The 14,089-nt window shown below is 59.1% G+C and carries 12 protein-coding genes; 8 read left to right on the forward strand and 4 right to left on the reverse strand.

Annotated elements, in window-relative coordinates:
* Positions 1-10: 10 nt before the first annotated feature.
* Entirely contained in the window at positions 11-1,372 is a 1,362-nt protein-coding gene (lysA, locus tag SynPROS71_RS08275; RefSeq protein WP_186594422.1) for a diaminopimelate decarboxylase, read from the reverse strand.
* A 56-nt stretch (positions 1,373-1,428) separates the two neighbouring features.
* Between lysA and SynPROS71_RS08280 the strand changes: the two genes are divergently transcribed.
* The 5 genes from SynPROS71_RS08280 (at position 1,429) to SynPROS71_RS08300 (ending at position 7,256) form a co-directional block, all read left to right on the forward strand.
* Complete coding sequence (locus SynPROS71_RS08280; protein WP_186594423.1) at positions 1,429-1,941, forward strand: GNAT family N-acetyltransferase; 513 nt, start codon at positions 1,429-1,431, stop codon at positions 1,939-1,941.
* A gap of 118 nt (positions 1,942-2,059) precedes the next feature.
* Positions 2,060-4,633 (forward strand): ATP-dependent Clp protease ATP-binding subunit, encoded by a 2,574-nt coding sequence (locus tag SynPROS71_RS08285; RefSeq protein ID WP_186594424.1) that lies wholly within the window; start codon positions 2,060-2,062, stop codon positions 4,631-4,633.
* A gap of 5 nt (positions 4,634-4,638) precedes the next feature.
* Positions 4,639-5,760 carry an iron-containing alcohol dehydrogenase family protein gene (locus tag SynPROS71_RS08290; RefSeq protein WP_186594426.1) on the forward strand — a complete coding sequence of 374 codons (1,122 nt, stop codon included), beginning with the start codon at positions 4,639-4,641 and terminating at the stop codon, positions 5,758-5,760.
* Positions 5,757-6,623: an alpha/beta fold hydrolase gene (locus tag SynPROS71_RS08295; protein ID WP_186594428.1), complete on the forward strand. Its 867-nt coding sequence runs from the start codon at positions 5,757-5,759 to the stop codon at positions 6,621-6,623. The genes SynPROS71_RS08290 and SynPROS71_RS08295 overlap by 4 nt, the downstream gene beginning before the upstream one ends.
* Before the next feature lie 3 nt (positions 6,624-6,626).
* The gene (locus tag SynPROS71_RS08300) at positions 6,627-7,256 is read left to right on the forward strand and encodes a DUF2993 domain-containing protein (RefSeq protein WP_186594430.1); all 630 of its coding nucleotides are present in this window, start codon (positions 6,627-6,629) and stop codon (positions 7,254-7,256) included.
* Here SynPROS71_RS08300 and SynPROS71_RS08305 read toward each other — a convergent pair.
* Positions 7,253-8,164 carry a phosphatidate cytidylyltransferase gene (locus SynPROS71_RS08305; RefSeq protein WP_186594431.1) on the reverse strand — a complete coding sequence of 304 codons (912 nt, stop codon included), beginning with the start codon at positions 8,162-8,164 and terminating at the stop codon, positions 7,253-7,255. The genes SynPROS71_RS08300 and SynPROS71_RS08305 overlap by 4 nt on opposite strands.
* Positions 8,165-8,184: 20 nt before the next feature.
* Positions 8,185-9,582 (reverse strand): aminotransferase class I/II-fold pyridoxal phosphate-dependent enzyme, encoded by a 1,398-nt coding sequence (locus tag SynPROS71_RS08310; protein ID WP_186594432.1) that lies wholly within the window; start codon positions 9,580-9,582, stop codon positions 8,185-8,187.
* An 81-nt stretch (positions 9,583-9,663) separates the two neighbouring features.
* Between SynPROS71_RS08310 and SynPROS71_RS08315 the strand changes: the two genes are divergently transcribed.
* From SynPROS71_RS08315 to SynPROS71_RS08325, 3 genes are all read left to right on the forward strand, one after another.
* Positions 9,664-10,857, forward strand: coding sequence for a YbfB/YjiJ family MFS transporter (locus SynPROS71_RS08315; protein ID WP_186594433.1), 1,194 nt, complete (start codon positions 9,664-9,666; stop codon positions 10,855-10,857).
* 50 nt (positions 10,858-10,907) lie between these two features.
* Positions 10,908-12,554 carry an AarF/ABC1/UbiB kinase family protein gene (locus SynPROS71_RS08320; protein ID WP_186597989.1) on the forward strand — a complete coding sequence of 549 codons (1,647 nt, stop codon included), beginning with the start codon at positions 10,908-10,910 and terminating at the stop codon, positions 12,552-12,554.
* A gap of 72 nt (positions 12,555-12,626) precedes the next feature.
* The gene (locus tag SynPROS71_RS08325; RefSeq protein ID WP_186594434.1) at positions 12,627-13,106 is read left to right on the forward strand and encodes a hypothetical protein; all 480 of its coding nucleotides are present in this window, start codon (positions 12,627-12,629) and stop codon (positions 13,104-13,106) included.
* 10 nt (positions 13,107-13,116) lie between these two features.
* On the opposite strand, the gene SynPROS71_RS08330 is transcribed toward SynPROS71_RS08325, so the two are convergent.
* Positions 13,117-14,085 carry an RpoD/SigA family RNA polymerase sigma factor gene (locus SynPROS71_RS08330; protein WP_186594435.1) on the reverse strand — a complete coding sequence of 323 codons (969 nt, stop codon included), beginning with the start codon at positions 14,083-14,085 and terminating at the stop codon, positions 13,117-13,119.
* Positions 14,086-14,089 lie beyond the last annotated feature (4 nt).

The raw sequence follows: 14,089 nt of genomic DNA on the forward strand, positions 1-14,089 counted from the left end.
TGCTCTCTCTTCAGACTACCGATCGCAAGCGTTCTGGCAGCAGGTCGTATCGCAGTAAATCCTCTGGCTGCTCCCTGCGCTGCACCAGCTCCGCCTCAGCACCTTTCACCAACACCGTGGCAGGCCTGGGAATGCGGTTGTAGTTCGAGCTCATCGATACGTTGTAAGCCCCCGTTGCGAGCACCACGAGAATCTCTCCACTGGTGCAAGCCGGAAACGCCAAATCTTTCAGCAGGACGTCCCCAGACTCACAGTGCTTTCCAGCGATCGTGACCGTCTCTTCAGGCTCCGCCTTGGGCCGATCGGCCAGACAGGCTGTGTACTGCGATTGATAGGTAATCGGCCTGGGGTTATCGCTCATGCCCCCATCAACAGACAGGTAGGTGCGGATTCCCGGGACAACCTTGCGAGCCCCAACCGTGTACACGGTGACGCCTGCAGGCGCCACAAGCGACCGGCCAGGCTCACACAGGAGGCGAGGAAGATCCAGGTTGCGCTGTTGGCAGGCGGATGCCACCGCCGTTCCAACCACTTGAACCCAAGCATCGATGCTCGGCGGATCGTCGCTGCTCACATAGCGAATGCCCAAACCACCACCCACATTGAGATCGCGGACTGGATGTCCAAGCTCCCGAGCCAACCCAAGGGCATCAGCCATCACGGCAGCAAGGTCGCGATGGGGTTCCAGCTCAAAGATCTGCGAACCGATATGGGCGTGCAAACCCTCGACCCTGGCCCAAGTCGCACCTTGCAGAGAGCGGAGCACAGGCTCGAGCTCATCCGGATCGAACCCGAACTTGCTGTCGAGGTGTCCCGTGCGGATGTACTCGTGGGTGTGGCACTCGATTCCCGGAGTGAAGCGGAGCATGAGCCTCACCGGCTCGCCGTGCTCCGGAACGAGAGTTTGCAACAGATCCAGGTCGTGCTGGTTATCGGCGACCACCATCACGCCGCTGCGATAGGCGAGTGCCAGCTCCTCCAACGATTTGTTGTTGCCATGCAGCACCATGCGATCAGCCGGCATGCCGCCATCGAGGGCTGTGATCAGCTCACCGGCCGAAACAGCATCCAGGCCGAGCCCCTCCGACGCGACCAAAGCCGATAAGGCCATCGAACTGTTGGCCTTTGAGGCGTAGATCGCCAGAGAAGGTCCGGGGTAATGACGTTCAAGGGCCTCCCGGTAGGCGCGACATGCCTGGCGAATACTGGCTTCGTCGAGCACGTAAAGGGGCGTTCCGTAACGCTCTGCCAGGTCGCTCAACGCACAGCCGCCAACCGTGAGTTTTCCTTGTGAATCGATCTCGGCCGTGATCGGAGCGAGGTTTCGATTTGGACTGTTTGTGTCACACCCGAGTTCAAAAGGCTGAGACATGGAGCGTGTGACGGAACCGATAGGTAATCGTAAGAGGCACGTTGTCGAGAAAGTGCATGGAGGGCTCTCACGGTCAAAACCAACCGCGCCCTCTCGGGATCGGGGACCTGGAGGCATGCCTGGCCCTTGATCGCATGGCCCTGAATGGTCTCTGGACTTCAGAGCAATGGACGCGAGAACTCACCGACGACAACAGGATTGCCCTGGGGATCGACGATGCAGAGAGGCAGCTGATTGCCCTCGCAGCAGGTTGGCTGGTGGCTGACGAACTCCAGATCACGGCTGTCGCTGTTGCCCCCCATCAGCGCAAGCAGGGGCTCGGGACCCTGATCATGAAGGCCCTGATCCAGCGTGGAGGGAATGCAGGGGCTGTGGAGGCAAGCCTGGATGTGGCCAGCAACAACAAAGCCGCGATCGCGTTGTACGCAAGTTTGGGGTTTGTGACCACCGGATCCCGACGGAAGTACTACCGAGATGGAAGCGACGCACTGCTGCAGTGGCTGAAAATCGAAAACAGTAGGGATATCCACACTGATCAAACAGAAAACTCGAATACTTTTCGGCATTGATTAATACTTTTTGCGGCGTTCAACCCTCGGCATCACAGGGATTTCCGGCTGAAGCAGACGTGGCCACACTGACCCGTCACTCCTGATAGCTTGGGGACACCAGTTGTCGGCCTGAACGATGTTTGAGAGGTTTACCGAGAAGGCCATCAAGGTGATCATGCTGGCCCAGGAAGAGGCTCGTCGCCTCGGCCATAACTTCGTTGGTACTGAGCAGATCCTGCTGGGCTTGATTGGTGAAGGCACAGGGGTTGCAGCCAAGGTTCTCAAGTCCATGGGCGTGAACCTCAAAGACGCCCGGGTTGAGGTTGAGAAAATCATTGGGCGCGGTTCAGGCTTCGTCGCCGTGGAGATTCCCTTCACACCACGAGCCAAACGCGTCCTTGAGCTCTCCCTCGAAGAAGCCCGTCAATTAGGTCACAACTACATCGGCACCGAGCATCTGCTGCTCGGGTTGATCCGCGAGGGCGAGGGCGTTGCTGCCAGGGTTTTGGAGAATCTTGGAGTGGACCTCTCCAAAGTGAGAACTCAGGTGATCCGCATGCTCGGAGAAACCGCAGAGGTTGGAGCTGGTGGAGGTGGATCGGGAGGCAAAGGATCCACCAAAACACCAACACTCGATGAATTTGGCAACAACCTCACCCAGCTTGCAGCCGAAGCCAAGTTGGATCCTGTTGTTGGTCGTCAGAGCGAGATCGACCGTGTCATCCAGATTCTTGGCCGCCGCACCAAGAACAATCCCGTGTTGATCGGAGAACCTGGTGTCGGCAAGACCGCCATTGCTGAAGGCCTGGCGCAACGGATTCAGCAGGGAGAAATCCCCGACATTCTTGAAGACAAACGCGTGCTCACCCTCGATATCGGACTGCTCGTTGCAGGGACGAAATACCGAGGTGAATTCGAGGAGCGTCTCAAAAAGATCATGGAGGAAATCAAGTCCGCTGGGAACGTGATCCTTGTGATCGACGAGGTTCACACCCTGATCGGGGCCGGTGCTGCCGAAGGTGCCATCGACGCAGCCAATATTCTCAAGCCAGCTCTGGCGCGAGGTGAGCTTCAGTGCATTGGAGCCACCACGCTTGATGAATACCGCAAGCACATCGAACGTGATGCTGCCCTTGAGCGACGCTTCCAGCCGGTCACAGTTGGCGAGCCCTCGATCGAGGACACCATTGAAATCCTCAAGGGTCTGCGCGAACGCTATGAACAGCACCACCGACTGAGAATCACCGATGAGGCGCTAGAGGCCGCTGCAACCCTGGGCGATCGCTACATCTCCGACCGATTCCTTCCCGACAAGGCCATCGATCTGATCGACGAAGCCGGCAGCCGTGTGCGCCTGATGAATTCCAAGCTTCCGCCAGAAGCCAAAGAGGTGGACAAGGAACTCCGCACGGTTCAGAAAGAGAAAGAAGATGCTGTCCGCGAGCAAGATTTCACCCGTGCCGGCGAACTGCGCGACAAGGAGGTTGAGCTGCGGGACAGGATCCGTTCTCTGCTGCAGTCCACACGCCAGGAGTCCTCTGCTGAGGAGCAAGAGTCTGAAGACAGCGCATCGCAAGTCGCTACAGCGCCAAGTGCTGAGTCGGGAGCCACGGAATTGGCCGTAGCCGGCACCACACCGGTTGTGAACGAAGAAGACATCGCTCAGATCGTGGCGTCTTGGACGGGTGTGCCTGTTCAGAAACTCACGGAGAGTGAGTCGGTGAAACTTCTCAACATGGAGGAGACGCTGCACAAGCGCTTGATCGGTCAGGACGAAGCTGTCAAAGCAGTGTCCAAGGCGATCCGTCGGGCACGTGTGGGTCTTAAAAATCCCAATCGCCCCATTGCCAGTTTCATCTTCTCTGGCCCGACTGGTGTGGGTAAAACCGAGCTCACCAAAGCGTTAGCTGCTTACTTCTTCGGAAGCGAAGACGCCATGATCCGCCTCGACATGTCGGAATTCATGGAGCGGCACACGGTCAGCAAATTGATCGGATCTCCTCCGGGCTACGTGGGATTCAATGAGGGTGGTCAGCTCACGGAAGCTGTGCGACGCAGGCCCTACACCGTGGTTCTGTTTGATGAGATCGAGAAAGCACACCCTGATGTCTTCAATCTGCTGCTTCAGCTCCTCGAGGATGGCCGCCTGACCGATTCGAAGGGCCGAACCGTTGATTTCAAAAACACCCTGATCATCATGACGTCGAACATTGGTTCGAAAGTGATTGAAAAAGGTGGCGGCGGGCTTGGTTTCGAATTCTCCGGTGAAAACGCCGAAGAGAATCAATACAACCGGATTCGCTCTCTCGTTAACGAAGAACTGAAGCAGTACTTCCGCCCTGAATTCCTCAACCGACTCGATGAAATCATCGTGTTCAGGCAACTCAACCGCGACGAAGTGAAAGAGATCGCAGAAATCATGCTGCGTGAAGTCTTCGGTCGTATCGGTGAGAAAGGGATCACTCTCACTGTTTCCGATGCTTTCAAGGAACGGCTTGTGGAGGAGGGTTACAACCCCGCCTACGGCGCCAGACCACTGCGTCGTGCCGTCATGCGCTTGCTCGAGGACAGCCTGGCCGAGGAAGTTCTCACTGGTCGCATTAAGGATGGGGACGAAGCTGAGGTTGACGTCGAAGATGGCAAGGTGGTTGTCAAACACTTGAACCGCGCAGCCACTGAGACCCCTGAGCTGGCTAGTGCCGGTCGCTGACCTGGATGTCCACAACAGACAACAGCTGTTTGATCTCTCATCACTCCATCGCACCGGCCCGCGTGATTCGCGGTTCCGGTGCATGGCTCGACGCACTTCCTCGGATTCGTGAGCTTGGCTTCAGACCGCTTCTCTTGGGTCGAAGCCCCGCTACCCAACCACTACGCGACGCCCTCAAGGCCAACCTTGTGTCAGCCGGACTTGAGGTCACACCAACCTGCCTGAATCACGACTGCTGCGAAGAGGATTTGCGCCGTCTCGAAGCAGAGTTCACACTTCACCGCAGTGATTCTGTGATCGCCGCAGGCGGAGGCAAGGTGCTTGATGCGGGCAAACTCCTGGCCGATCGTCTTGATCTGCCTTGCATCACCGTTCCCTTGAGTGCTTCAACCTGTGCCGGCTGGACGGCGCTCTCCAATCTGTACAGCCCTGAAGGCGCCTTTCTCGGCGATCAGGCCTTGAAACGCTGTCCTGATCTTCTGGTGTTCGACCACGATCTTCTTCGCCAGGCACCACCCCGCACTCTCGCCAGTGGCATCGCTGATGCTCTTGCCAAGTGGTACGAAGCCTCTGTCAGCAGCGGCGCAAGTCACGATGGCCTGATTCAGCAAGCTGTCCAAATGGCGCGGGTCCTGCGGGATCAGCTCCTGATCGACAGTGTGGATGCCATGCAGTCCCCCGGCGGAGATGCCTGGGTGCGGGTGATTGAAGCCTGCGGACTGACAGCCGGCCTGATCGGAGGGCTGGGGGGAGCACGGTGCCGCACGGTTGCGGCCCATGCTGTCCATAACGGGCTTACCCAACTCCAGGCTTGCCACGGATCCCTCCACGGCGAAAAAGTGGGCTTCGGAGTGCTGGTTCAGTTGCGACTCGAAGAACGCTTGGGCGGCAATCGCTTGGCAGAACAGGCCCATCGCCAGCTGTTACCCCTGCTCAGCCAACTCGGACTACCGGTGAGCCTCGACGATCTCGGTCTCTCCAATGCCAGCTTGAGTGAGCTTCAGCAGGTTTGCGAGTTTGCCTGCCGTGAAGGATCAGACCTTCACCATCTCCCCTTCTCTGTGACGCCAGGAGCGCTTCTGGAAGCACTTGTGGGAGCAGCCGAACCCAGCGTTCGACGCCCTTGAAAACCGAACTCGAGGCCATCCGCTCCAACCTGTTGGACCCCCAGGCCGTTGCGCTGCTCGACCAGCTGCAATGGTGGGACCTCCCTGAACTGGGCATCGATTCTCCTTTTCCTGTGGCTGTTCTCGGCCAAGGGCAGCCCCTCTTGTTGCTCCATGGATTCGATAGCAGTTTTCTGGAGTACAGACGGCTCGCACCACTGCTTTGCAGTCGGTTCCAGTTGTTCATCCCCGACTTGTTCGGTTTCGGTTTCAGCCCAAGACCACGCGCGGCTCACTACGGCAGAGAAGCGGTTCTGCTCCATCTGGAGCGTGTTCTTCAACGGATACCCGGCAACCGTGCGATTGGTGTCGTCGGCGCATCGATGGGCGGGGCTGTTGCGGTGGAAATCGCCCGTCGCCAGCCAGATCGGATCAACACACTGCTCCTGCTGGCTCCGGCTGGACTGACCGGGCGTCCCATGCCCGTCCCCCCCCTACTGGATCGACTCGGTGCCTGGTTTCTCAGCCGCCCGGGGGTGCGCCGTGGTCTTTGCCGACAGGCGTTTGCCGATCCAGACCGTGATGTCGGTCCTGCGGAAGAGCAAATTGCGTCTCTCCATCTTCAAAGTCCAGGCTGGAACGAAGCGCTGGCGGCCTTCGCCCGCAGCGGTGGCTTCTCAGGCAGTGGTCACCCGCTCCCGCAACAGCCCATGCATGTGCTTTGGGGAAACAACGACAGGATTCTCAGGGCGGCACAAAAAAAAGCTTTAAGCGCCCTGCTGGAGCATCCGGTGGAAGGCCTCGACGCCTGTGGTCATCTGCCGCACATTGATCGACCTCAAGACGTCTCGGAACGATGCAACACTGTGTTCCTGCCTGGTTGATCCATGTCCAGCCCCAGTTCAGGCCCGGTTTTACAGCTGCTGGCCAGCGGTCTGCAGCGATGGATCCGCTCTCAATGCGACTCCGTTGAGGACTTGAATCTCTCACTGCAAGGATCCGCCTTCGCGTTGCTAAAAGGCCGCCTCAAGGGTGTGACATTGCAGGCCAAACGTGTTCAGTTCCAGCAACTGCCTCTGGTCAGGGCAGACCTTCAATCGAGCGAGCTGAAGGCTTCGCTGCGGCCTGGTCAGCCCAATCAACCGGTGCAATTGGAAGAACCCTTCTTGATCTCAGGAGAAGTGGTGCTCTCGGGTGTCGAACTCAACCAAGCCCTCGCTAGTGATCGCTGGCGCTGGTTGGGCGACCTGCTTTCAGAACAGTTGATGGGACTGACGCCGTTGCGATCCCTCTCGATTGACAACGACATCCTCAAGCTGACGGCTGAGGTCATCACTGGGAAAGATCCCGTCCATCGCAGTTTCCGCCTCAACGCCGAACAGGGAACGATCCGCGTTGATCACTGTGACGCTGAAGGAGGCATGCTGATTCCCATGGACCCTGCGATCCAGATCAAGGAAGCCCGTCTCCAAGCCGGTCAGCTCCTCCTGAAGGGAACGGCCAGCGTTCAGCCTTAGGACAGCACCGGCAACACCAGGGTGACGGCATAAAACACAACAGCAGGAGTGAACAGATAGCTGTCGATGCGATCCAGGATTCCGCCATGGCCTGGCAAGGCATCGCCGGAATCCTTCAAGCCTGCATCCCGTTTCATCATCGATTCGGTGAGATCACCGACGAGGGCGAAAAGAGCAACAAGAGCGCCAAGACATCCCCCCGTGAACCACCCCAGAGGCCACATCAACAGCGCACCGGTACAGGCTCCGATCACAATGGCGGAGGCCAAACCGCCGTAGGCACCTTCAATAGTCTTGGCCGGTGAAATCGGCGAGAGAGGACGGGATCCAAAGCGACGGCCAATGGCATAGGACCCGATGTCGCTGGCCACCACCATCAGACAGGCCGCAAAGGTGATCAGCAAACCGGAGCTGATCCAGGATCCATCAATCGACTGGAGGATCGGCGCAGCATCTGGGGTCACGAGGTTGCGCAGACGCAACCAGTGACTGGGCAGAAACCCGAGGTAAAACAACCCGAAGATCGATGCTGCGATATCGGCAATTGATCCTGTGATGGGCTGGAGAATCAACCAACCGCAAATCGCAGCACCTGAGAGGGGCAAAACGGCATCAACAAGATGAGAGGCCAGTCCGCCGTTGACAGACCACTGGGTGCTGACGAGCAGAAGCTGGCAAGCCACCAGGGTCGTTTTCGTGGCTGGACGCATGCCCTTGAACTGGGCCATCCGAAAGAATTCCAACAGGGCGAGATGCACGATCACGCCGAGGGCAATGGTGAACCACCAACCACCCAAACCGACGACCACGACCCCGAACACGCCAGCCAGAAGACCACTACTGAGACGCTTGCGATCGACGCCACTGCGCCTGAGCGTCGCCTCACTGGTTTTGCCGTCAGCAACCACCCGTTGGATCCCGCGGCCTTTCAGGCCAGAACCTTCACCTTACCCGGCACCTGCTCGGGCCAGCGTCGATGCTGAAGTTGCAGCCATTGCACCCGGGGGGGATCAATACGCTCTCCAGGCACCAATAAAGGAATCCCCGGTGGGTAGGGACAAATCATCTCCGCTGCGATCCGATCAGCACACTGATGCAAAGGAAGCTCAAGACTGGGCCGATGGGGGACAGACGAGGGAGACAACTCCGCAACCTGTACCGAATCAAGGGGAGGTGCCGCAACGGCAGCGAGGGATGGCCCACCCTGCTCCTTGATGAACAGCGGCCAAAGCTGCCGAAGCCGCGCTGAAAGCCCGCGATGCCTGGCAAAGCCAAGGCAAAGGGTCAGGCAAAGGGGCTCCGGCAGCTCGGCGATCAGCCCATGGCTCATGAACCAGGTGTCCGCCTGCAAACCACTCACGCCAACGGTGGCTGTATTCAGAATCAGCCTGAAGGGGTCGTCGCTTGGATGGCGCGGTACGCCATGGCGATCCAGACGATCATGCAGCCTGCGGGCTTGCTCCAGCCTTTGCTGCAGAATCCTGCTCCAGCGGGTTGAAAGCATCCAATCCAGGGTTGCTTCACAGGACGCCAGCAGCAGGGCACTGGGACTGCTGCTCTGCAGTCGCTGAAGGGACAAACGCAACGATGCCGAGGAAATGCGCGTCGTCCGCTGCCAGAGAACCGCGGTCTGAGCCAGCCCAGGTGCTGATTTATGCAATGAATGCACCACAAGATCAGCCCCGGTCGTCAGAGCAGACGGGGGTAATCCCATCCCCGTGGCAAAGGCGAGATGGCTGCCATGGGCTTCATCCACTAACACAGGCAACCCACGCGCGTGCAGCCGGTCCACAAGGGGAGCGATCTCTGCGGCATACCCGTGATAGGTGGGATGAACCAGCACGGCTGCCGCGAGGCGACAGCCAAGATCGGGCAGGGCATCGAGGGAGCGGCTCAGACCATCGGCCGTCATCGCACCGGGGTGGCCCCGTTCCACATCGAACGGAACCGGCAGGAACACCGGCAGCAATCCCCCCAGTTCACATGCGGCGATCAAGCTTCGGTGAGCATTGCGAGGCAGCAGAACAGCCTCGCCAGGAGCGGCCATCGCCAACAGTGCTGCCTGCAGAAGACCCGTGGCTCCGTTCACCCCAAACCAACAGCAGTCCACACCCATGCGGGCAGCCAACAGGGCCTGGCTCTCTGCGACAGCCCCATCGACATCCAGAGGTCCTCCGATTTCCGGCAGTTCCGGCAGATCCCAACAACCAGGCTGCTGACGCAGCAGACGTTTGAGCCGTGGTGGCAGGGCTTCACCCCGGCCATGCACGGGAAGATGCAGAGCGAATCGCGGGTTTGAATCGAGCAGGATCCTCAGCAGGGACATGAGCACAAAATCAACAAGACCGCAGCCACCCGCTCGAACTGCGGCTAGAAGCTGAATCGTGACATCAACCGTGTCCGCCCCATGACGCAATACCGGTACACAAAGGCCCTCGCCGGAAGCTGTGCCATCGGCATCGGCCTGGGGGTGGTGCGATTTGACTTCGCGATCGTGGGGCGCCTGATGATCGAAAGCGGCCTCTTCAGCGCGTCATCAATTGGAGAGCTCTCCTCGCTGAATCTGGCCGGATACATCCTCGGCTGCCTGCATCATTCCCAATTGCGCATGCTGCGGGACCGGCGCGTCACACTCTGGATCGCCCTGCTCATCGTCCCGATCTCACTCTTTGCAGAGGGAGTGAGTGGAACCCTGGCGATGCATGGCTTCTGGAGAATTCTGGCTGGCTGGGCTTCAGGGCACCTCATGAGCGGGATCCCCCACTTAGCGACCCTTGGCTGTGCAGAAGGTCAGCGACGACGGGCGAGTGCGCTGGTGATGGCGGGCGCAGGGATCGGTGCACTGATTGGGGCACTGAGCGTGGGCAGCCTGCCGATGGAAACGCCCGAACTCGGCTGGGTGGTGCTGGGAACGGTGGCTGCGGTCCTGGCGATTCCGGTGGGCTGGTTGTTGCTCGTGGGGTTCCGAGACGAAGCAAGGCACGACCCGGAGGCACCATTGGCCCGGGGAGAAGCTCCCAAGATCCCTTTCTCGTCAGTGCTCCCCCTGGCAGCGTTGACGCTGGGGTACCTGCTGCTCGGGGCTAGCCAGACACCAGTCGCGCTCTACGAACCTCTGCTTGTGAGTGAACGCCTGGGTGCGTCACCCATGCTGAGCAGCACATCGCTGGCCGTCTTTGGCGCCGGCAGTACAACTGGGGCCTTGCTGGCCAGCACATTTCCGCGGCGTTGGACCACCGTGGTGTTACTGCCGGTCGTGGCCTGCCTAGGTCTCTTGGGCAACATCCTCTTCCTGACTGGAAGCAGCGCCAATGTTCTGGCTGCAGCCACCTTCTGCGTGGGTGCCTGGATCTGGCTCACGGCCAGCCTCACCTTCGACCGTCTCAGTCAGCTGGTTGATCCCAGCGAACTGAGACCGACCTGGTCGTTGATCACCATGGTTCTCGGGATCGGTTTCGCCCTTTTTGCCTTCACCACATCGCCTCTGGTCTCTCATCACATCGATGCGCTGATTTGGATCGGCGTCGTTGTTGTGGGTGTCCAGGTGATGGCTGAATTGATGCAGTGGCTCGGGGATCGCGAGCTTCGGCGCCCTGTTTAAGCGAACTCTCTAGGATTTCCCGAAGGCGTTGAGATCTGAGCGTGGAGTCTGTGCGGTACAACCCTGGCCGAGATGCCCGTTGGCTGCTGCTGCGTCCATGGATCGCCGTACCCCGTGTTCTCCAAATTGTCTGGGCGTTATCCGGGCTGGTGCTGAGCCTGCTGATCCGAGGCAACAGCAGTGATCCCAAGGTTCAGAGAAATCTGGCGCGCATGCTCCTGCGCACACTCACGAATCTTGGCCCTTGCTTCATCAAGGTGGGGCAGGCCCTGTCCACCCGCCCCGATTTGATTCGACGGGACTGGCTCGATGAACTCACGAAACTTCAGGACGATCTGCCTGCGTTCAGCCATGCCATTGCCCTGAAAACCATCGAAGCCGAGCTGGGGTCACCGGCCGATCAACTGTTCGACGATTTTCCCGACTGTCCTGTTGCTGCAGCCAGCCTGGGCCAGGTGTACAAAGCCAGGGTTCACGGTCAGCACTGGGTTGCCGTCAAGGTGCAGCGCCCCAATCTGGTGTTCATCCTCCGGCGCGACATGGTGCTGATCCGGAGCCTGGGCGTGCTCGCAGCTCCGTTCTTACCGCTCAACCTTGGCTTCGGCCTTGGCGAAATCATCGATGAATTCGGCCGCAGCTTGTTTGAGGAAATTGATTACTTCTGCGAAGCCGACAATGCCGAACGTTTCGCAACCCTGTTTGCCGACAACCCTGCTGTCACGATCCCCACAGTGGAGCGTTCGTTATCGAGCAGGCGAGTTCTGACGACGAGCTGGATTCATGGAACCAAACTGCGCGATCGACAGGAACTCAAAGCTCAACGACTGGATCCATCCGCTCTGATCCGAACCGGCGTGATCAGTGGCTTGCAACAACTTCTTGAATTCGGATATTTCCACGCTGACCCCCACCCAGGCAATCTGTTCGCACTCAGTGGCCGAAGCGGTGACCTCGGGCATGTGGCCTACGTCGATTTCGGCATGATGGACTCCATCAGCGACAGCGACCGTCTCACCCTGACAGGCGCCGTTGTGCACCTGATCAACCGTGACTTCGAGGCTGTCGCGCGCGATTTTCAGGAACTTGGTTTTCTCTCGAGTAATGCCGATCTTGCTCCGATCATTCCGGCGCTTGAAGATGTTTTAGGAGGAAGTCTCGGTGATTCTGTGGGGTCATTCAATTTCAAGGCGATTACTGATCGCTTTTCAGAATTGATGTACGACTATCCCTTCAGAGTGCCGGCCCGTTTTGCCCTGATCATTCGAGCCGTGGTGAGCCAGGAGGGCTTGGCCCTGCGCCTCGACCCACAGTTCAAAATCATTGCCGTGGCCTATCCCTATGTGGCCAAGCGATTGCTTGCTGGCGACACCCATGAGATGAGGGAAAAACTGATGGAGGTGATTTTCGACGGGGATGGCAGCTTGAGGCTTGAACGGCTTGAAAGCCTTCTGGACGTTGTGGGGAAAGAGCAGACGCAAGTCGGGACAGAGTTGCTCCCCGTGGCAGGGGCAGGCCTGAAGTTGCTGCTGGGGCGCGATGGAGGAGACCTGCGCCGAAGGCTGCTGCTCACGCTGATCAAGGACGATCGACTGGACACCACGGATCTGAAAAATCTCACGGCTCTCATGCGCAGAACCTTTGGACCGGCTCGCCTCGCCCAAGGCATGCTCCAGAGTCTCAATCCGCTTGCAGCCTGAGCTTGTCTTAGACCCTCCGGCCCCAGGTTCCAGCGGTGATAATGCCAACTTGATTCAGACGTACGGCCCCTCATGTCGATCGCACCAGACTTCGCACCGATCGATCTTGACCAAGCCGACCTGGATTTCCTTTCAGGAGCATTCGGTGATCTCAGCGCAGATGAGATTCTTCTGGAATTCGCCCCGCTCCAGCAGCCTCCTTACCTTGTTGCCGGCCTTGGATTGGCCATCGGTGTGCTCTGCGGGCTCACCTTTGCCAAGCTTGTGCAAAATCGTCTGGACGGCTGGAAAAACGACAGATTGGCGATGCTCCCCCTCGGAAACGCTGAAACCAGTCTCAGTTTTGCGGGAACTCTGATTGGAATTAGCCTATTTATCGGCGGATCACTGCAGGTGTTCGGGTTTGCATCCGGAGCTGCCTACCTGATTGCCTTCCTGCTCTCGATTCTCACCGGCGGAGCGCTCTGGGTTCAGCTGGAGAGCCTGATGCGCCAGGTAGAAAGCGGGAACTTCAAGGCGGTCGACTTCGACAACTTCGACGAATTTTTCTGATCGGCCGTGTTCAGGCAGCCACGGTGTAGTCCCTGAGCTCAAGTGGTGCCTGACGAAGGGATTCCAGGCCCTCCCGCTCAAGCCGGCGGGTGCGATCACGACTCATCTTGAGCGTTTTGGCAATCCCTGTAAGGCTCATCGGCTCCTCGCCGTCCATCCCGTAACGCATCCGCAGCACACGCTCCTGCAGTTCCGGCAGCTGGCCCAGCAGATCCCGCAGGTCACCCTTCAGGCACTCACCTTCCACCTGCTCACTTGGCAGCTCTCCATCACCGGCCAATAAATCCAGCAGCTCCGTGTCATCCCCATCGCCCACCTTCATCTCCAGGCTCACCGGCTGACGGGCACGGCACATCAGCTCCTTCACCTCGTCCTCCGGCAGCTCCACAAATGCCGCCAGCTCCGTCACTGATGGCGTCCGCCCCAGGTCTTGGCTCAGTTCACGCTGCCCTTTCTTCAGTTTGTTCAGCATCTCGGTGATGTGGATCGGCAGCCGGATCGTCCGGCTCTTCTCCGCAATCGCCCGCGTGATTCCCTGGCGGATCCACCAGTACGCATAGGTGCTGAATTTGTAGCCCCGTGTTGGGTCGAACTTCTCCACACCACGCACCAAACCAATCGTTCCCTCCTGGATCAGATCCAGCAGCTCCATGTTCCGCTTGGTGTATTTCTTGGCCACGCTCACCACCAGGCGCAGATTCGCCGCCACCATCCGCTCTTTAGCGCGGCGGCCCGCCTGCAGCTTGCGCTTCAGTTGCACCGCGCTCAATCCCGCTGCTTTGGCCAGCTCCGCTGCAGGCACGGCTTCTCCACCGCGCTTCTCCTGCAACTCTGCTTCTGTTGCCTCCAGCTCCATCAGCTCCTGCACCTGACGGCCCAAGGTGATCTCCTGCTGATGGCTCAGCAACGGCACCCGGCCGATGTCGCGCAGATAGGAGCGCACCATGTCTGCGTCTGGGAGCAGGGCCAAGGGCGCCATCAGT

Source organism: Synechococcus sp. PROS-7-1 (genome assembly GCF_014279795.1).
In the GTDB taxonomy this organism is placed as follows: domain Bacteria; phylum Cyanobacteriota; class Cyanobacteriia; order PCC-6307; family Cyanobiaceae; genus Synechococcus_C.